This window comes from Methylomonas stagni, from assembly GCF_050154735.1.
GTDB classification, from domain to species: domain Bacteria; phylum Pseudomonadota; class Gammaproteobacteria; order Methylococcales; family Methylomonadaceae; genus Methylomonas; species Methylomonas koyamae_A.
The window spans coordinates 3,471,016-3,489,384 of record NZ_CP189557.1; the positions used below are offsets into that span (position 1 = coordinate 3,471,016).

Here is an 18,369-nt window from a genome sequence, read left to right on the forward strand (position 1 = left end):
GCGGGCCGTTTGAACATGAGACGTTTCCGAGGCACCAATCGTAGCGATGCAAGGCGGGTCAGCCCTTCGGAAGCGCTGCCGGCCGGCAAGCGCCGTTTCTTAAATCCCTATATTTTTCTGATTCCGTTGGCGACGCTGCACGGGCAACCCGCATGTTGCGGCGAGGAGGTTTTGGTGGTGGTCAATCAAACCAATCAGGCCATGGAGTTTAGCCGCAACCAAGTGATCGACTTCTTCATGGGACGCCAGCAGAATTTCCACAGCGGCAAAGCCGTGTTTACGATTGATCTGGCGCAGGACTCCCCGACCCGCGCGCATTTTTATCAACAATTGGTCGGCAAATCCGTTCCCCAAGTCAATGCCTATTGGGCGCGACTGCTGTTCACCGGCAACGCCACGCCGCCGAAAATGCTGCCCAGTCCGGCCGCGGTGTTGTCGGCGGTCAAGGAAAACGCCGATGCCATCGGTTATGTCGACGGCCGGGACTATGACGGCTGTTGCAAAGTCGTATATCGTCTAAAACCGGCCGACTGACGACTCACTCGCCTAACTCATGATCACCTTTAAGAAACTTTCGGTACGGATTACGCTGGTCATCAGTTTTTTTGCGCTGTTGGTCGCGGGGGTCGGCTCGGCGGTGTCCTATACCGATACGTTGCGGCAAGAGCGCAATAAGGCTTACGCCAGAATCATGGAATTAGCCAGAACGGTCGAAAAAAGCGCGCAGATCGCGGCTTACCTGGATAACCAAGAGATTGCAGACGACGTTATCGGCGGTTTAATGAATAACGAAGTCGTAGCCGGCGTCTTGCTGAAAAGTCAAAGCGGTTGGCGTTCGACCAATGACCATAAACCGCTGAATGATGCTCTCGGCGAAGCGCCGTTAGCGCTCGACCTGGATTCTCCATTCAGTCCGGGCGAGAAAGTCGGTGTGCTGCAAATTTTCCCCAAACACGACATTATCGAGCGCAATGCCAAGCTGATCGCTCGAAATCAGGCGCTACTCCTGTCGTCGTACACGTTGATCGTGGCGCTGATCATCATGCTGGCTATCCAGCAAATCTTCGTGCGCACCATCAAAACGGTGGCATCCACACTGAACCGTATCGACCCAAGCGGCACGAAACGCTTGCACTGTCCGCTTAGCCACCGAAAGGACGAAATTGGCCACTTGATCGCCGACATCAATTTCCTGTTGGATATTTCGCATTTCCGTATTCATTCCGAACGTGAGTTGCGCGAGCAGCTCGAAAAGCTTGAACAACGTTTTCGACTGCTGTTCGAGAATGCCAGCGTGGGTATTTGCGTGCTGAACGAACACGGCGATGTCATTTTGCACAACCCGGTTTGCCGTGAGGTATTGCGTCTGGACCCGGCGCCCGAAGGTCCCGCCCGCGTAGAGCAATTTTTCAAGGATGCCCGCCAAATTAATCGTATCGTATTCGACACGCTAACCGCCGGCGAGTTGACGAACGGCGAATTCGAATTGGCGACTACAGACGACCAAGATGGACCGCGTTGGGCTCAATGCCTGTTTTCAAAAGCCAGGGTGAGCGAAACGTCGGAATTCGAAGGCAGCGCTTTCGTGCAAATGATCGTAATCGATATCACGGAACGAAAGATTGAAGAACTGCAAACGCGTTTTAAAGCGGAGCGCGACCCATTGACCAAGCTGTTCAATCGCAATGGCCTGGAAACCCGCCTCAATCTGATGCGCGATCTGGCCCTGCAAGAAGCCTGCGGCTTCGCGATTTTCCTGATGGACTTGGATAATTTCAAACCGATCAACGATAACTACGGCCACGAAGCCGGCGATACCGTTCTGATAGCGGTAGCCGAACGCTTATTGGCTTGTTTTCGGGCAAACGATATTCTGGTTAGGCTGGGCGGAGACGAATTTCTGGCCGCTTTAATCTGCAAACCGGCGATCAACCAAGCCGACTTAAGCCGGATAGCACAAAAAACAATCCAATTACTGCCGCAAGACATCCCGTTGAATCAGGGCCGAAACGCGAATATCGGCGTTAGCATAGGCATCTGCGCCAGCGGACCGGAGCACGCCCATTTGTCGATTGCCCAGTTGATCGATCATGCCGACAAAGCGATGTATCAGGTCAAGCTCGCCGGCAAAAACGACTTTTGCATCAGCGTTCCATCGCCGATGCGGAGAGACCAATTGACGTCTTGAGACAAGCGGTTGGCTGGGCGAAGTCGCGGCCAAAGCCTATCGGGCTGGCAAAAGCTCAGCTGGCGCGCTCGATCAAGCCTTCCACCTGCTTGGCGAACACCTTGAGATCGCCCTTTTTGACGGTTGCACGGGGGATGACGATGGCGGCGTCGAAATCGACGTAGATGTAGACGTAATCCTTATGGCGCTCGACGCGCAGCATGTCTTTCCACAGCGTTTTATGCTTGCCGCCCGGCGAGGTTTCCCGCAAGAACTCCGGCTCCGCCGTCAGATGGTGGATGCCGAACATGGCTTTTTTCTCGGCCTCGGTGTATTTATTGAAGAATTGGCGGCGCATGTCGATTTTCATGATGAAAGGCGACGCAAACGCCCAACCCAGCGCCAGGATCGTGATGTAGGCGGTGGTCATCATATCCACGTAGTACACGTAGTAAAACAAACCGATCGCCATCATCACGCCGGGGGCGAACAGGCGGTTGTTGCGGATTTTCTTTTGCATTTCCGGATCGCTTTTCAGCCTGAGTTCGTTGAAGTGAACCAGGTCTTCCTCGCGGAATTCGTATTCGATTTCTAACATTGCGCTCGCTCGTCGGGTGGATTAGTGCATCTTGATTTTGGCGTGGGTACTGCGCCGGAACAGGTTGGACAGGGTTAGCATCGCGGTGCGGAAATAGCCGTGAATCGCCACTTGGTGCATTTTGTACAGCGACAAATACACCACATAGGCGATAAAACCGCCGACGCTGACCGTACCCATCAGGCTGCCCATCAACGAACCGACCGTGCTGAATTTACCTAGCGACACCAGCGAGCCGTAATCGTGGTAAACGAATTTAACCGGCGCCTTGCCGTTCAGACGGTTGACGATGGTCTTGGCAACGGCCGAGGCCATTTGATGGGCCGCCTGAGCGCGCGGCGGCACGTTACCGGCATGGTCGGCCCAGGCGCAGGCGGCGCAGTCGCCGATCGCGAATACGTCGGGATCGCTGGTTTGCAGGGTTTGATCCACCACCAGCTGGTTGATGTGGTTGGATTCCAGCCCGTCCAGATTTTTCATCCAGTCCGGCGCCTTGATACCGGCGGCCCAGACTTTCAGATCGGCGTCGAACACCTCGCCGTCGTAGGTATGCACTTCGGTCTCGGTGACTTCGGTGACTTTGCGGCCCAGCTTCAACTGGATGCCCAACTTGAGCAATTGGTCTTGGGTGGCTTGCGACAAACGCGGCGGCAAGGCTGGCAGCAATTGGGTGGCGGCTTCGATGATGGTGATGTTGACTTCTATCGAGCCTTCCAGGCCGTAAGTCGCCAGCAGTTTAGTGACCTCGTGCAATTCGGCGGACAACTCCACGCCGGTGGCACCGGCGCCGACGATGACGATGGACAGCGGCTTGTCGCGTTGCCTGCTTTGGTTGGCGTAAGACTGGATGTAATAGGTTTCGACCAGCTGGCGCTGAAAGCGATAGGCTTGGGTAGTGGTGTCGATAAACATGCAGTGCTGGTCGACGCCCTTGATGCCGAAGGTGTTGCTGACGCTACCTACCGCCATCACCAAGGTATCGTATTTGAAGCGGCGGGCCGGAATCAGTTCGGCGCCTTGTTTGTTGTTGATCGGTGCGACAATGATTTCCTTGGCGGCGCGGTCCAAGCCTTCCATGCGGCCGAACAGGAAACGGAAATGGTTGCGGTGGGCCTGAGCCATGTATTCGATTTCCTCGGCTTCGGCCAAGGTGCCGGAGGCGACTTCGTGCAGCAACGGCTTCCAGATGTGAGTCGAAGTGGCATCCAGTAGCGTGATCTCCGCCCGGCCGGACTTGCCGAGTTTTTTCCCGAGTTCGGTCGCCAGCTCCAGACCGGCGGCACCGCCGCCGACGATCAGGATTTTATGTAGTTCATCAGCCATTTATATTCTTCCCCAGTCAATAGCCGCGGCGCGGCATGGATGAAATCCCTCCACTTTATAGTGCATTCCGTTGTCCGGCATTATAACCAATCGCGCTCGGCCGCCCGCCGATTTTCCCGGCCGGGTTTCAGGCGCCGTAAACGGTGTGCAGCATCTTGGCGGACAGCAGCAACAACAACAGCGCGAACAGTTTTTTCAAGGCAGGTACCGGCAGGCGATGGGCCAGTCTGGCGCCCAATGGCGCGGTCACCACGCTGACTAGCGCAATCGCCGCCACCGCCGGCAAATAGATGTAGCCGAAACTATGGGCCGGCAGGCCTTCGACCCGCCAACCGCTGGCCATGTAGCCCAAAGTGCCGGCCAGCGACAACGGCAGGCCGACCGCCGCGGAGGTGCCGATCGCATTCTGGATGCGCACGTTGCACCAGCTTAGAAACGGCACGGTCAAAGAACCGCCGCCGATCGCCACCAGCGCCGACACCGCGCCGATCAACAGGCCAACCAGGCTTAAACCCATCGCGCCGGGTAGCTGTCGACTGGGCTTGGGGCGAACGTTGAGCACCATTTGCAGCGACACATAAGCCATGAACACCACGAAAAACAGGGCTAACGGTCGGTTTGGAATCAACGCGGCAACGAACGCCGCCGCGAAGGTGCCGGCGATAATGCCGGGCGAGAGCGTCCATACCACTGGCCAGATCACCGCCCCATGCCGATGATGGGCGCGCAGGCTGGCGATCGACGTCACGATGATGGCCGCCATCGAAGTTGCCAGCGCCATGTGTACCAAGTGAGCCGCGCCGAAGTTTTGCATCGCGAACAGCGTGGTCAACACCGGCACCATAATGCCGCCGCCGCCGATACCCAGCAAGCCGGCAAAGAAGCCGACCGCCACGCCCAGACCCAGGTAGGCCGCAATCCAGTCGAGTTCCAGCAAGAATGTTCCTCTTTCGGCCGAGCCGGTTGTTGTAAAAATTAGGTAGCCGTGGCCGATCTTTCGTTTGGCGCCACGGGTGACCGCTCTGTCGCGCGCGGCCTCCAAACGCTTTGAAGTGCATGACTTGACGGCGGTGGTCGTCGAGGCGACTTAGCCTTCGCAGCGCGCTACAAATAGCGCAGCCACCGCCAAGCCGGACGCGCCGCCTTGAAGGCTTCGAACCAGCGGCAGACCGGATACAGCGTCAGCAACACCAGCAACCAAATCGCGTACACGCCGGGCAGCCCGTAGCCGTAGTCCGTCGGCAAATCCTTGCGCCAAATGCCGCCGCCGGCGATGGCAGCGACCGGACCGTCGGTCCAATAGGCGATGAGCACCGCCAAACCGTGTATCAGGTAAAGATGGATCAAATAGTAAAATAGCGGGGTCTTACCGAACACCGGCAAAATCGGCAACAGCCGACCGCTGCTGGCTGCCAGGAACAGCAAGGCCGGACCCAAGGTCATCAGCAAGTACAGCAAGGATGGCGGGTATTTATGGCAATTGATAAACGACAGCAGCGTGAATGCCGGGTCCGGGTAGCTTCGCCAGGGTTTGGGATCGCCGTAAAAATTGCTGTAGCGTAGCGCGACAAATCCCAGAATCAGCGCGGTGCCCAATCCGGCCAGCCGCCGACCGCTTTGCCAGCCCGGACTGCTGATCAGTCCGCCGAAGCCATAACCCAGCGCCATCACGCCGATCCACGGTACCAGCGGATAATAGGGATTCAGTTTCCAACCGGCGCCGAAATCGATGTCGTCGCCGGTGTGTAACACCGCCCACCACGGGCCGAACCCGCCCAAGTGTTCCGGTTTAATCCCGTCGAACAGATTGTGGGTCGCCACCATGATGCCGCCGAACGCCACCAGCCAAGCCAGCGGTAGTTTGACCAGGCCGGCCAACGCGATCATCGACCAGCCGATCGCCCACAAAACGCCGGCGTCGAGCTGGCGCAAGTCGGCCCGGAAATTCCAGGCAAAGGCTTCGACGGTCGCCACCAACACGACTAACAGCAGGCCGCGTTTGACCAGAAATTCGCCGAGTGGTGCGTCCGGACCGCGTTTGGCCGCCCACAGATAGGCGCTGGTACCGGCCAGAAACACGAACACCGCCGCGCAAAAATGGGTGATCCAGCGCGTCATGAACAGGGCCGGCGAGGTTTTGTCCAGGTCGGTAGGATCGAAATGGGCGTTGCTGAAAAAGTCGCGGGTATGGTCCAGGGTCATTAACACCATCACCAGACCGCGCAGATTATCGAGAGCAGGAATGCGTTGACTCATAGCCTTGTACTTGTTTAACGGCTGCGTTTAACGGTGCGCGGCCGGATTTGGGCTCGACTGGCGGAGGATTGTTCCTAACCTGATCGTACTATCGCGAGAAACGAGCGCGCCGGCCGCCAATATTAGCCGCCGAAACAAGCTTCGTTCATCGATAGCGCGGGCTGGCTGGGCGGTCGGCGCACGCCGATGAAGCGTTCCCGCCAGTACGGTTGATTCAAATCGGACACCATGACCCGACCGGTCCGACTACTGGGGGCATGCACGAAGCGGTCGTCGCCGACGTAAATGCCGACGTGGGAGTAGGGCTTATCGGTATTGAAAAACAACAGATCGCCCGGCTGGCGCTGCTCCGGATGGACGGCCGGCAACTGGGTAGCCAACGAAAAGGTATCGCGCGGCAGACGCAAGCCTTGGCGGTTGTAGACGTAATACACCAAGCCGCTGCAATCGAAGCCCTGGCTGGGCGAAGCTCCACCGTAAACGTAAGGCCGCCCCTGCAATTGCAAGGCCTCGGCGACCACCTTGGGCGCGTCGGCCGGTATTGCTTGCGGGGCGATATTCAGCGCCTTCTTGTCGTCGCCGGCGCAACCGGCCAGCAACGCGGCCAATAGCGCTATCGGCAATATCGCTGGCGAAAAACGGAGCTTGAGCATCGGTGCGGTTTTCAAGACGAAGTTGGGCCAATTATAGTCGGCCTGCCCGTTGTCCGCCCAGGCTTTGTATGTCAGCGCAGAGTCCCAACCGACAGAAACCGACGTTTTGCGCCGAAAAATGCACAGACGAGCGCCGGAACGACGTTAGCCGCGAAGGTAAACATCGGTCCACCCGTGGCCTATGAGTTGCCCCCCGTAATAACGCGAAAGCGCCCCCGCCAAATTGACCCGCACTACCGAGAGTCCGACAAACACGAATTAAGCGCCAGCGTGAAGAATCCAACGGGCGATTGCGCCGCCGTTGCGTCGATGCTAAGGTTCGCCGGCGGTCCGGGCGTGGCAAAAATCGCCGAGTGCCGGGCATGGAAATCAGTCGCGCTTCGCAATCGGACTCACCGGCGCGCCGTTTCCCCTGTTCGGTAACGCTTAACTCGAATCCACACTTTTCACCCGTCCCGATGTTGCCATACTCAACCGCATGTTTAAGCCAATGCCGGAAATAGTCGGAATTCTGTTGGCCGCCGGCGCTAGTCGCCGCTACGGCGCCGACAAATTGAGTCAATGCCTGCCGGATGGAGAACCTATTGCGCTACGCGCCTACCGGAATCTGGCGGAGGGTTGCGATCGGGTCGTCACGGTGGTTCGGCCGGACAATCCGGCCTTGGCCGAGCGTTTGCAAGCCGCCGGCGCCGAAGTCGCGGTTTGCCGCGATGCCGACCTGGGCATGGGACACAGCTTGGTCCGCGGCGTGCAAGTGGCCTCGCCGGCCGCCGGCTGGTTGGTGGCGCTGGCCGACATGCCCTGGATATTGCCGAGTACGGTGATCAAAGTCGCCGAGGCCTTGCGCGGCGGCGCCTTAGTGGCTGCCCCGGTGTTCAACGGCCAGCGCGGTCATCCGGTCGGCTTCGCTCGCGCATTGGCGGCCGAATTGATTGCATTGCAAGGCGATCAAGGTGCAAAATCGGTCATCCAAGCCCATCTTCATCAACTCATGCTGCTCGATTGCGACGACCCCGGTATTTTCCGCGACATCGACAGGCCCGAAGACTTATTTCCCCGACAATGCAAAAACCCGATCTGTTAAGTTTGCAACTTGAATTGCGCGACGCCCGCCGTCCGCACGCCCTGGCCACCGTGATCGAAATTCTCGGTTCGTCGTCGGCCAAACCCGGCGCCAAGGCTCTGATCGGCGAAACCGGCGAGGTCCTGGCCGGCTGGATAGGCGGGGGTTGCGCGCAGGCGATGGCGGTCGATACCGCGCTAAAAGCCCTGGCCAGCGGCGAACCCTGTGTGATCGATGTCGATCTGACCGACGAAGTATTCGGCGCCGGCATGCCGTGCGGCGGCAGTATGCGGGTCTACGTCGAGCCGGTGGTGCCGAAACCGCGAGCCTGGCTGTTGGGCCACGGCCGCATCGTCGAGGCCTTGTGCGAATTCGCCGGCCGCCTGGGTTTCGACGCCATCGTTGACGATCATCAGGCCTTGCCGACACGCTTCCCCGGCGCCTGCCGGCTGATTACCGACGATCAGCGCTATCAACAATTGCAACCGTTTGCCGGCGATTTTGTCGTCGTCGCCACCCACCACAAAGGCGATTACGACGCGCTGACCCAGGCCCTAAATTCCGAAGCCGGCTACATCGCATTGGTGTCCAGCCGCAAACGCGCGCAATTGGTGATTTCGCGCTTGGCCGGCGAAGGTTGGGACGAAACCTCCCTGAAGCGTATCCGGGCGCCCGCCGGACTGGATTTAGGCGCGAAAACGCCCGAGGAAATCGCGCTAGCGATCGTCGCCGAAATGGTCGCGGTTCGGCGGGGCGCGGGTTGCGTACCGTTGAGCGGCCTCCCGGCAAGTCCGCCCGGTTAATTCGGCCGCTTTACCGGCCGACAACCGCCGTGTACGATGCGCCCACTCGCCACACGGCATTTTTCGCGACACCTAACGGAGCGATAGACCATGACCACGCTCGATATCAACGGCAAACGCCATAAAATCGATCTGCCCGACGACACGCCGCTACTGTGGGCCTTGCGCGACCGGCTCGGCATGACCGGCACCAAGTTCGGCTGCGGCATGGCGGTGTGCGGAGCCTGCATGGTGCATCTGGACGGCACCCCCACCCGCGCCTGCGTGACGCCGATCTCGGCGGCGGCCGGCAAGAAAATCGTCACGATAGAAGCCGTCGGCAACGACCCGGTCGGCCGCAAGGTTCAGGACGCCTGGCTGGCCTTGAACGTGCCGCAATGCGGCTATTGTCAGTCCGGACAAATCATGTCGGCCACCGCGCTGCTCAAACAACACCCTCGGCCCAGCGATGAAGACATCGACAAGGCGATGAGCGTGAATTTATGCCGCTGCGGTACTTACCAACGCATCCGCGCGGCGATCAAACAAGCCGCGAGTCTGAACGAGGAGCCCGTATGAACCGGCCGTTTTCCGATCGTCCCGGCGACGCGCTGAGCATCGTCAACGTCAGCCGCCGCGAGTTCCTGAAAACCAGCGCGCTGACCGGCTTCGTGCTGGCCGCGGGCTTTCCGGCCTTGTTGAAAGCCGACGAAACCGCATCGCCGCAAACCCCGGCAAAGTACGGCGCCGACGCGATGCCGCACGGCTGGATAGACGATCCGCTGGTGTTCGTTGCAATCGCCGCCGACGGCACGGTCACCATCGTTTGCCACCGCTCGGAAATGGGTCAGGGCGTGCGTACCAGTTTGCCGATGGTGGTCGCCGACGAACTGGAAGCCGATTGGGCACGGGTGAGGGTTGAGCAAGCGCCCGGCGACGAGGTCCGTTTCGGCAATCAGGATACCGACGGCTCGCGCAGTACCCGGCATTTTTCCTACCGATGCGCCGGGTCGGCGCGGCGGCCCGGCGCATGCTGGAAACAGCGGCGGCGGCCAAATGGCGGGTGCCTCTCGAAGAGGTGCGCGCCGAGCAGCATCAGGTCAAACATCTACCCAGCGGCAAGACCGTCGGCTACGGCGAACTGGCCAAGGCGGCGGCGAAACTGCCGGTGCCTGAACGAGATACCCTGCGATTGAAAGCGCCGGCCGAATTTCGCTACATCGGCAAGGGCCAGTCGGACATTTACGACGGCGCCGACATCGTCGCCGGCAAGGCTCAATACGGCATAGACATTCGGCTGAAAGGCATGCTGTATGCCGTGATTGCCCGGCCGCCGGTCTTCGGCGGCAGGCTTAAAAGCTACGACGCCAGTGCCGCGCTAACCGTGAAGGGCGTGGTCAAGGTCGTCGAATTGCCCGGCAGTCCGCCGCCGGCCGAATTCAATCCGCTGGGCGGCGTCGCGGTGATTGCGACCAACACCTGGGCGGCGATTCAGGGACGCGCGGCGTTGAAAATCGAATGGGACGCCGGCCCGCACGCCGGGTACGACTCCTCGGCCTACCAAGCCGAGCTGGAGGCAGCGGCACGCCAACCCGCCAAGGTAGTCCGCCAGCAAGGTGATGTTGGGGCCGCGCTGAAATCCGCCGCCAAGCGCGTCGAAGCCGAATATTACGTCCCGCATCTGGCCCAGGCACCGATGGAGCCGCCGGCGGCGACCGCCCGCATCGGCAACGGCCGTTGCGAAGTGTGGGCCTGTACACAGGCGCCGCAATTGAGCCGGGAAAAGGTCGCCAAATGGCTGAAACTAACCGAGGACAAGGTGACGGTTCACGTCACCTTGCTCGGCGGCGGCTTCGGCCGCAAATCGATGCCGGACTATGTAATCGAAGCGGCCTTGCTGTCGCAAGCGATGGCCGGCAAACCGGTCAAAGTCACCTGGACCCGCGAAGACGATTTGCACCATTCCTATTATCACACCGTGACGCTCGATCGCCTGGAAGCCGGACTAAGCGCGGAAGGCAAGCCCCTGTCCTGGTTGCACCGCAGCGCCTCGCCGAGCATTTCCTCGACCTTCGTCGCCGGCAGCAAATTGCCGATGCCGGTGGAATTGGGCATGGGCGTGATCAACGTGCCGTTCGCGATCGAGCATCTGCGCATCGAAACCGCCGAGGCCGAGGCCCATACCCGGATCGGCTGGTTCCGTTCGGTTTCAAATATTCCACACGCGTTCGCGGTGCAATCCTTCGTCGCCGAGTTGGCGGTGGCGGCCGGCCAGGATCACCGCGATTTTTTGCTGGCCTTGATAGGACCGCCTCGCAAAATCGATCCGCGCGCTCTCGGCGACAACTGGAACCACGGCGAATCGCCGGAACGCTATCCTATCGATATCGGCCGCTTGCGTCGGGTCATCGAAACCGCGACCCGCGAAGCCGGCTGGGGCCGAGCCTTGCCCAAGGGTCAAGGCCTGGGGTTGGCGGCGCATTACAGCTTCGTCACCTATGTGGCGGTGGTCGCCGAGGTTGCGGTCGGCGCGGACGGCAAACTGAACATTCCCCGCATCGACATCGCCGTCGACTGCGGCCCGCAAGTGAATCCGGAACGGATAAGATCTCAGATCGAAGGCGCTTGCAACATGGGCGTTACGCTGGCTTTGTACGGTGAGATCAGCTTCAAGAACGGCGCGGCGCAGCAGGATAATTTTCACGCCTATCAGCTTGCCCGTATCGACGATGCACCGCGCGAAATCCGGGTTCATTTGCTGCCGGCCGGCGATTTCGACGTGCCGCTGGGCGGCGTCGGCGAACCCGGCGTGCCGCCGATCGCGCCGGCACTATGCAACGCCATTTTCGCGGCGACCGGCCGACGTATCCGTCATTTGCCGATCAAGGATCAGTTGGAAAGCGTTTGAGCGTTGGGTCGTCCTAGAGGTGTTCGAATAAATCGAGCTGGCGGTACTGCCCGGCGGAGCGCTCCGGGTCCAGGCCGGATAAGGTGACCCCCAGTAATCGCACCGGCTCGCCGCCGGTGCCGGCGCTGTGCAACAACTCGGCTAGCAACAGGCGCGTATCCGCGTCGTCGGCGATCGGTCGATCCAGCGTCCGGGCGCGGGTCACTTGCACGAAGTTGCGGTACTTGATTTTGACCGTCAGCGTGTAAGCCGTCATCTGCTTTTCGGTCAGCCGTAACAGGGCTTGGCTGAATAAAGCCTGTAGCAAACGCGACTGAGTCGCCGCGTCGGCGACGTCCCGTTCGAAGGTGGTTTCGACCCCGACCGATTTGCGCTGTCTGTCGGCCCGCACCGGCCGGTGATCGACGCCTCGGGCGATGTCGTGGTAATGCTGGGCGGCCTTGCCGAAATGATGCTGCAACAAGACCAGCGGGGCTTTTTTAAATCCAGGCCGGTCAGTATTCCGAGCGCCTGCATCTTGCGTTCGGTGGCCGGACCGATACCGTGAAATTTGCCGACGGCCAGGGTTTCGACGAAGGCCGGGCCTTGCTCGGGGGTGATCAAGTGCAAACCGTCCGGTTTGCCCAAATCGGAGGCGATTTTCGCCAAAAACTTGTTATAGGACACGCCGGCCGAAGCGATTAGTCCGGTTTCCCGGCGAATGGCTTGTTTGATTTGCCCCGCCAATCGCATCGCCGATTCGGCCGAGCTGACGTCCAGATAGGCTTCATCCAGCGACAAGGGCTCGATGCAATCGCAATAGCGGGCGAAGATGGCGCGGATGGCAGCCGAAACAGCCCGGTACACGTCGAAACGCGGTCTAACGAAAATCGCGTGTGGACAGAGCCGGTAGGCCTGCGACGACGGCATCGCCGAATGCACGCCGAACACGCGGGCCTCGTAGCTACAGGTGGCGACAACGCCGCGCGAATCGGGCTGGCCGCCGACGATGACCGGCTTGTCGCGGTATTGCGGGTGGTCGCGTTGCTCGACCGCCGCGTAAAACGCATCCATGTCGATATGGATGATTTTGCGCGGAACCTCGGTCATTGCGGACTAGGGTTTGTGGGGCAATTCCAGATTGGCGGTTTCGTTCCAGTCCGCGAACGGAAACGGCAGCTTGTCGGTATTGAAGGTCAGGAACAGCAAGATGTGGTAATGGTAAATCGACAGCGAGCGGCCGAAATTCAGGATGTTGGGATTGCATGCGCCAGTCAGCAGCACCGAGCCGACCTGCAACAGAATTACCAGCCACAGCAGCAATTTAACCAAGCCGTCGATGGCGGCGTAGATCACCATGAAGATGATCCGCTTCCAGGTTTCGATTTTTTTCAGGTTTTCGTTGATTTGGTCCTGCATCGCCAACTTAACCCCGGTTCATTACGTCGCGCAAGTCCAAAGCCGCCGCGTTGGCCCGTGCGATATAGTTGGCCAGCGCCAGCGAATAGTTGGCGAACAGACCGAAGCCATCGCCGTTCAATACCACCGGACTCAAGGTCGGTGTCAAGGCTTTTTCCAGCGACTGAATCATGATGTCCAGCGTATTCATCGCCCGCTTGTCGAGCAGAATGTCGGAAAAATCGTGCTTGATCGCCCGCAGAATGTGCAACAAGGCCCAGCTGGCGCCGCGCGCTTCGTAGAACACGTTATCGATTTCCAGCCAAGGCGTTTGACCGATGGTCGGCATGTTCATATCGACCGGGTTGGAGGGGTCGCCGTGCGCGGCTCCGGAAAATCTGTCGGTACTGGCCGCCAAACGAGTGGATAAGCCGCCCAAGCGTTTGATGACAACCTCGGTGTATTGCCAAAGGTTATCGGCGCGGGCGTGAAACTGGGCTGGCTTGGATTCCGAAGTCGGGTTTTGCAAACGCGCCATGTAACCATGCAATGCCTCGACGCCTTTAACGTATTCGGATTCGGTGGACGGCAGCGCCCAGGAATTGCGTTCGTAGTAAAAATAAGGCTCCGCTTTCGCCAAATCCGGGTCTTCGGCCGATTGTGACTGGTCGCGGGCGAAGTGGTTGCGCAAGGCGGTGGTGCCGTCGCGCAGCATGACCAGCGCGCCGTACTCGAAACTTTGGATGTTATCGCAGAACAAGCCGGGCGGCGCCACGTCGTTGGATAAGTACCCGCCGGCCTTGAATAAAATCACGTCGGCAATGTGTGCCAGCGTGTTGGCGTAGACGTAGCCGATCGGCATTTGATCGGTGTGGGTCACATTCATGCGCTCGATCGCTTCATCTTCGACGCTGAATTGTTCCGGCTCCTGGCTCCACCATTCCCCCAATACCAGCATCACGATGACCACAACGCTGACCAACGAGCCGAATCCCCACAGGATGCCTCTCGACTTGGAGTCTTCGTAAGCTAATGGATTATCTGACATTTGTAACAATTCCCGGTGAGTCTTTAGAGAAACAGGAGAAAGCTGCCCCCCGATAAAAATGCGAGCATGTTAGCACGGATTAACCGGTTGGCATTCGCCGATTTCAGTGCAGCTTGGCGTTGGCGAGCGATAGCGGATCGGCCAACCGAGTGGGCGGGAGTTGCACGAAAAAGCCTTTGGAGCGCAGGCTGGCGATGACTTTTTCGGCATTCTCCCTGGCCAGTTTGCGTTCCGGCGTCAACTCCAGTTCCATCACGAATTGCAAGCGCCCCAAGCCGGCGAACAAATCGGCCGGCACGGCCGAGAAATCGTCTTTCTTGTCCAGATATAAATAGAGTTCGTCTTTTTTTAGGCTTTTATATATAAAGCATTGCATGCGCGATCCTCGGAATGGGTTTGGGCTGCCAATTCTAACGGTTTTTGTTTAGAATTTTCGGCCCGCCCATCCTCGCAGCCACCGCTAATGTCCGATTCGATTCCGCCGCAAGACCGTTTTTTCCGGCTGGCCTGCCTATTCGAGGCCGGTTTGGCGCCGCTTGCGGTTCTGTTCGGCTGGCTGGCCGACGTCGATCCGTTCGCGGGCTTGGCTTGGTCGGAACCGGCATTGGCGAACGGCTTGTTGGCCACGCTGCCGCTGTTGATCGTATTTTTCGCGCTGCAAGCGCTGGAATATCCGGCGTTGCGCGACATTCGCGAATTGCTGCTGGAGACGTTGGGCGCCCGACTGGTCGGACGGCACTGGTCCGATCTGCTGATTCTGGCCGGTCTAGCCGGCTTCGGCGAGGAAGCGTTGTTTCGCGGCTTTTTGCAGCCGTGGCTGGAGAACCGTTGGGGCGCGCTGCCCGCGCTCTGGCTGAGCAACACGGTGTTCGCGCTGGTACACGCGGTAACCCCATTGTACGCGGTGTTGGCCTTGCTGATCGGTCTCTATCTCGGCGTTTTGCTGGATTACGGCGGCGAGCGCAACCTGCTGATGCCGATGGTGGCCCACGCCGCTTACGACTTCGTCGCGTTTGTTGTTATCCTGCGCGATTACCGCCACCGCCAGTTAAGGAGCCAGTAATGCCCGAGTCGCCTGGTCGAGACAACCACGAAAAGCTGACGGCCCACAAACTGATCTGCGTCGCGATGCTGGCGCTGCTGCTAGCCTACAACGCGTTTTGCCACTTCTGGCCGAATGAGTTTCAGCTCGGCTGGCCGGCCGACCGGCGCGAGCTGATCCGTAGCGTGCTGTACGGCATTGCCATCGTGCTGTTTCCGTTCACCAATCTGCTGCGCCACGTCCTGCTGCGTCTGAACCAGACCATGCCAGGCCCCAAACCGGCGGCGGCCCGCTATCTGGTCACGATTGCGGTCACCCAGGGGCTGATCGTATGGGTCGGGCTGTTCGGTTTCGGGATGTTTCTGATCGGGGACGGTTACAACACCCTCTATATTTTCAGCCTGATGGCGGCGCTGGGCGTGTATCTGCATCGACCCAAGGCCGAGGAATATCAGCGCATTGTCGACGAGCTAACCCGGAAAACCCCTTGATGCCGGCAAATCCCGTTGACTATTTCCGATTTTTAGGATGCGCGCTTAGGTTGTACAATGGCGGGCTTATTAAAGATTAGCCCCAGGTGTGATTATGCAAATTATTCAGGAAGCGCTCACCTTCGATGACGTTTTATTGGTGCCGGCCCATTCTTCCGTATTACCGCGCGAAGTCGAGCTGAAAACCCGGCTGACCCGCAAAATCACCCTGAACATCCCGCTGGTTTCGGCGGCGATGGACACCGTTACCGAAGCCCGCTTGGCGATCGCGATCGCCCAGGAAGGCGGCATCGGCATCATCCACAAGAACATGACGGTCGAGCAGCAGGCCGGCGAAGTACGGCGGGTCAAAAAATACGAAAGCGGCGTCATCAAGGACCCGATCACGGTTTCGCCCAACGTCACGGTCCACGAAGTGCTGGAACTGACCCGCGCCAAGAATATTTCCGGAGTGCCGGTCGTCGACGGTGAAGAATTGGTCGGCATCGTTACCAGCCGAGATTTGCGTTTCGAAACCCGCCTCGACGTGGCGATCAGCCAGATCATGACGCCGAAAGACAAGCTGGTCACCGTCCGCGAAAGCTTCAGCCACCGGGAAGTCATCGAAAAACTGCATACCCACCGCATCGAAAAAGTCCTGGTGGTCAACGACGCCTTTCATTTACGCGGCATGATTACCGTCAAGGACATTCAAAAAGCCAAGGACAATCCGCAAGCTTGCAAGGACGAGCAGGAAAGACTGATCGTCGGCGCGGCGGTCGGGACCGGCGCCGACACCGGCGAACGGGTCGGCGCGCTGGTCGAGGCCGGCGTGGACGTGATTATCGTCGACACCGCCCACGGCCACTCGCAAGGCGTGCTGGACAAGGTGCGCTGGGTCAAACAAAACTTTCCGCAGGTTCAGGTCATCGGCGGCAACATCGCCACGGCTGCGGCGGCCAAGGCGCTGGTCGAAGCCGGTGCCGACGGCGTCAAGGTCGGCATCGGCCCCGGCTCGATCTGCACCACCCGTATCGTCGCCGGCGTCGGCGTGCCGCAGATCACCGCGGTCAGCAATGTCGCCGACGCCTTGAAAGCCAGCGGCGTGCCGCTGATCGCCGACGGCGGCATTCGTTATTCCGGCGACGTCGCCAAGGCATTGGCGGCCGGCGCTCACGCGGTGATGCTGGGCGGCTTGTTCGCCGGCACCGAGGAAGCCCCCGGCGAAGTCGAATTGTTCCAGGGCCGCTCGTACAAATCTTACCGGGGCATGGGCTCGCTGGGTGCGATGTCGCAGCAACAAGGCTCCAGCGACCGCTATTTCCAGGAAGATACCGAGCAGGTCGAAAAATTGGTGCCGGAAGGCATCGAAGGCCGGGTGCCTTACAAAGGCTCGGTACTGGCCATCGTCCATCAATTGTTGGGCGGCGTGCGTTCGGCGATGGGCTATACCGGTAACAGCACGATAGAAGAAATGCACAACAATGCTCAGTTCGTTCGAGTCACCAGCGCCGGCATGCGGGAAAGCCACGTCCACGACGTGACGATCACCAAGGAAGCGCCCAACTACCACATGAACTAATCCGGACCGATCCCGGTCCGCTCCTGGCCGTCGCCGACCGGCGACGGCGGGTTTCCGGAAATCAGCATGCAAGCAAACCAACTCGAATCCTCCATGCCCTGCAACCTGTGCGGCGGCCGCCATGTCGAGGTACTGTCCAAGCGTTCCCGTAGCGGCGCGGCGCTACGCACCGTAATCTGCAAGGATTGCGGCCTGGTGTGGAGCGACCCGTTTCCGCACGACCCCCGCCAGTTTTACGCCGACGACTACCGTCTGGCCTATAAGCAAACCTACTCGCCCAAGGCCAAGCACATTCTGCGCGCCGGCCGGGTGGCGTTGGAACGCCACGCCAAGATCAAGCATCTGTTGCAGCAACGCCGGCGGGTGTTGGACGTCGGCACCGGCGGCGGCGAATTCGCCTACCTGATTCAATCGCTGGGCCACGAGCTGCAAGGTATCGAACCGAACAAGGGCTATGGCGAATATTCCGCCGCCCAATACGGCTTGAACCTGCAAATCGGCTTCATCCAGGACGCCGCACTGGACGACGCCAGTTTCGACCTAGTCACGATTTGGCACGTGCTGGAACACACCGAAGACCCCAGCGCGGTGCTCGGCCGCCTGCGCGGCCTGCTCAAACCCGACGGCATCCTGGTTGTCGAAGTACCCAACGTCGAGGCCGTCTGCCAATCGCCGGCCAGCAGCTTTCACGAAGCCCATCTGTTCAATTTCAACGCCAACACCCTGCAACGGATGGGCGAAAAAGTCGGCCTGACCGCAAGCGAATACCGCTTATCGGAAGACGGCGGCAACTTGACGATGTTCTTCAAACCCGCCGAAGTCCGAGCCGACTCGGCAGCGCTGAGCGGCAACGCCGACCGGATAGGCGCGATCGTGCGCGGCCATACCAACCTGCGCCACTTCATGCGGGCCGCGCCTTATCTGCGGTTTTTGAAAAAACTGCAACGCAGCATCGCCGAGCGCGGACTGAACCAGCCGGTCGCCGACAGCAAAGCCCTGCTGGATCAGCTGTACCGCGAGTATCGCGTACTCTAGGCAGCGACCGATTTTCTGTTATTTCCGACGGCTTGGGCTAGATTAAAGCCCAAGCCGCTTCCGTT

20 protein-coding genes and 1 pseudogene are annotated in these 18,369 nt (G+C 59.7%); 11 read left to right on the forward strand and 10 right to left on the reverse strand.

All coding sequences use genetic code 11. From position 1 onward, the window contains the following. Window positions 1-15 precede the first annotated feature (15 nt). Both ACP4CD_RS15965 and ACP4CD_RS15970 read left to right on the forward strand, forming a co-directional pair. Window positions 16-534 (forward strand): hypothetical protein, encoded by a 519-nt coding sequence (locus ACP4CD_RS15965; protein ID WP_197471738.1) that lies wholly within the window; start codon window positions 16-18, stop codon window positions 532-534. Between the two features lie 19 nt (window positions 535-553). Then, complete coding sequence (locus ACP4CD_RS15970; protein WP_426991615.1) at window positions 554-2,188, forward strand: diguanylate cyclase domain-containing protein; 1,635 nt, start codon at window positions 554-556, stop codon at window positions 2,186-2,188. A gap of 55 nt (window positions 2,189-2,243) precedes the next feature. Here ACP4CD_RS15970 and ACP4CD_RS15975 read toward each other — a convergent pair whose 3' ends face one another. The 5 genes from ACP4CD_RS15975 to ACP4CD_RS15995 all read right to left on the reverse strand — a co-directional run bounded on the left by ACP4CD_RS15975 (window position 2,244) and on the right by ACP4CD_RS15995 (window position 6,997). Then, complete coding sequence (locus ACP4CD_RS15975; RefSeq protein WP_064026382.1) at window positions 2,244-2,765, reverse strand: YcxB family protein; 522 nt, start codon at window positions 2,763-2,765, stop codon at window positions 2,244-2,246. 21 nt (window positions 2,766-2,786) lie between these two features. After that, entirely contained in the window at window positions 2,787-4,088 is a 1,302-nt protein-coding gene (locus tag ACP4CD_RS15980) for an NAD(P)/FAD-dependent oxidoreductase (RefSeq protein WP_426991616.1), read from the reverse strand. Between the two features lie 127 nt (window positions 4,089-4,215). After that, window positions 4,216-5,025, reverse strand: coding sequence for a sulfite exporter TauE/SafE family protein (locus tag ACP4CD_RS15985; protein ID WP_231883589.1), 810 nt, complete (start codon window positions 5,023-5,025; stop codon window positions 4,216-4,218). A gap of 167 nt (window positions 5,026-5,192) precedes the next feature. Further along, a complete protein-coding gene (locus ACP4CD_RS15990; RefSeq protein ID WP_426991618.1) occupies window positions 5,193-6,344 on the reverse strand; it encodes a DUF1624 domain-containing protein in 1,152 nt (383 codons plus the stop codon). 122 nt (window positions 6,345-6,466) lie between these two features. After that, a complete protein-coding gene (locus ACP4CD_RS15995) occupies window positions 6,467-6,997 on the reverse strand; it encodes a C40 family peptidase (protein WP_426991619.1) in 531 nt (176 codons plus the stop codon). 490 nt (window positions 6,998-7,487) lie between these two features. On the opposite strand from ACP4CD_RS15995, the gene ACP4CD_RS16000 reads away from it, so the two are divergent. The 5 genes from ACP4CD_RS16000 to ACP4CD_RS16020 all read left to right on the forward strand — a co-directional run bounded on the left by ACP4CD_RS16000 (window position 7,488) and on the right by ACP4CD_RS16020 (window position 11,750). Further along, window positions 7,488-8,081, forward strand: coding sequence for a nucleotidyltransferase family protein (locus ACP4CD_RS16000; RefSeq protein WP_426991620.1), 594 nt, complete (start codon window positions 7,488-7,490; stop codon window positions 8,079-8,081). Further along, window positions 8,060-8,863 (forward strand): XdhC family protein, encoded by an 804-nt coding sequence (locus tag ACP4CD_RS16005; protein WP_064026393.1) that lies wholly within the window; start codon window positions 8,060-8,062, stop codon window positions 8,861-8,863. The genes ACP4CD_RS16000 and ACP4CD_RS16005 overlap by 22 nt, the downstream gene beginning before the upstream one ends. A 90-nt stretch (window positions 8,864-8,953) precedes the next feature. Then, a complete protein-coding gene (locus tag ACP4CD_RS16010; protein WP_064026395.1) occupies window positions 8,954-9,421 on the forward strand; it encodes a (2Fe-2S)-binding protein in 468 nt (155 codons plus the stop codon). Next, a complete protein-coding gene (locus ACP4CD_RS16015) occupies window positions 9,418-10,038 on the forward strand; it encodes a molybdopterin cofactor-binding domain-containing protein (RefSeq protein ID WP_426991621.1) in 621 nt (206 codons plus the stop codon). Before ACP4CD_RS16010 ends, ACP4CD_RS16015 begins: the two co-directional genes overlap by 4 nt. Before the next feature lie 110 nt (window positions 10,039-10,148). Then, the gene (locus ACP4CD_RS16020) at window positions 10,149-11,750 is read left to right on the forward strand and encodes a xanthine dehydrogenase family protein molybdopterin-binding subunit (RefSeq protein WP_426994696.1); all 1,602 of its coding nucleotides are present in this window, start codon (window positions 10,149-10,151) and stop codon (window positions 11,748-11,750) included. A 13-nt stretch (window positions 11,751-11,763) separates the two neighbouring features. Here ACP4CD_RS16020 and ACP4CD_RS16025 read toward each other — a convergent pair whose 3' ends face one another. From ACP4CD_RS16025 to ACP4CD_RS16045, 5 genes and pseudogenes are all read right to left on the reverse strand, one after another. Further along, the gene (locus tag ACP4CD_RS16025) at window positions 11,764-12,141 is read right to left on the reverse strand and encodes a hypothetical protein (protein WP_426991622.1); all 378 of its coding nucleotides are present in this window, start codon (window positions 12,139-12,141) and stop codon (window positions 11,764-11,766) included. 143 nt (window positions 12,142-12,284) lie between these two features. Next, window positions 12,285-12,839, reverse strand: a pseudogene (gene dinB / locus ACP4CD_RS16030) (DNA polymerase IV); the annotation flags it as partial. Between the two features lie 6 nt (window positions 12,840-12,845). Continuing rightward, entirely contained in the window at window positions 12,846-13,148 is a 303-nt protein-coding gene (locus ACP4CD_RS16035; protein ID WP_426991624.1) for a DUF4389 domain-containing protein, read from the reverse strand. Between the two features lie 7 nt (window positions 13,149-13,155). Continuing rightward, complete coding sequence (locus ACP4CD_RS16040; protein ID WP_064026403.1) at window positions 13,156-14,175, reverse strand: DUF2333 family protein; 1,020 nt, start codon at window positions 14,173-14,175, stop codon at window positions 13,156-13,158. A gap of 103 nt (window positions 14,176-14,278) precedes the next feature. Beyond that, window positions 14,279-14,551, reverse strand: coding sequence for a YcgL domain-containing protein (locus tag ACP4CD_RS16045; protein WP_426991625.1), 273 nt, complete (start codon window positions 14,549-14,551; stop codon window positions 14,279-14,281). A gap of 87 nt (window positions 14,552-14,638) precedes the next feature. Between ACP4CD_RS16045 and ACP4CD_RS16050 the strand changes: the two genes are divergently transcribed. The 4 genes from ACP4CD_RS16050 to ACP4CD_RS16065 all read left to right on the forward strand — a co-directional run bounded on the left by ACP4CD_RS16050 (window position 14,639) and on the right by ACP4CD_RS16065 (window position 18,304). Next, the gene (locus ACP4CD_RS16050) at window positions 14,639-15,238 is read left to right on the forward strand and encodes a CPBP family intramembrane glutamic endopeptidase (protein WP_426991626.1); all 600 of its coding nucleotides are present in this window, start codon (window positions 14,639-14,641) and stop codon (window positions 15,236-15,238) included. Continuing rightward, complete coding sequence (locus ACP4CD_RS16055) at window positions 15,238-15,708, forward strand: hypothetical protein (RefSeq protein ID WP_426991628.1); 471 nt, start codon at window positions 15,238-15,240, stop codon at window positions 15,706-15,708. The genes ACP4CD_RS16050 and ACP4CD_RS16055 overlap by 1 nt, the downstream gene beginning before the upstream one ends. A 94-nt stretch (window positions 15,709-15,802) precedes the next feature. Continuing rightward, the gene (guaB, locus tag ACP4CD_RS16060; protein ID WP_064026411.1) at window positions 15,803-17,269 is read left to right on the forward strand and encodes an IMP dehydrogenase; all 1,467 of its coding nucleotides are present in this window, start codon (window positions 15,803-15,805) and stop codon (window positions 17,267-17,269) included. A gap of 66 nt (window positions 17,270-17,335) precedes the next feature. After that, window positions 17,336-18,304, forward strand: a complete 969-nt coding sequence (locus ACP4CD_RS16065; RefSeq protein ID WP_426991630.1) for a class I SAM-dependent methyltransferase — start codon at window positions 17,336-17,338, stop codon at window positions 18,302-18,304. Window positions 18,305-18,369: the final 65 nt, after the last annotated feature.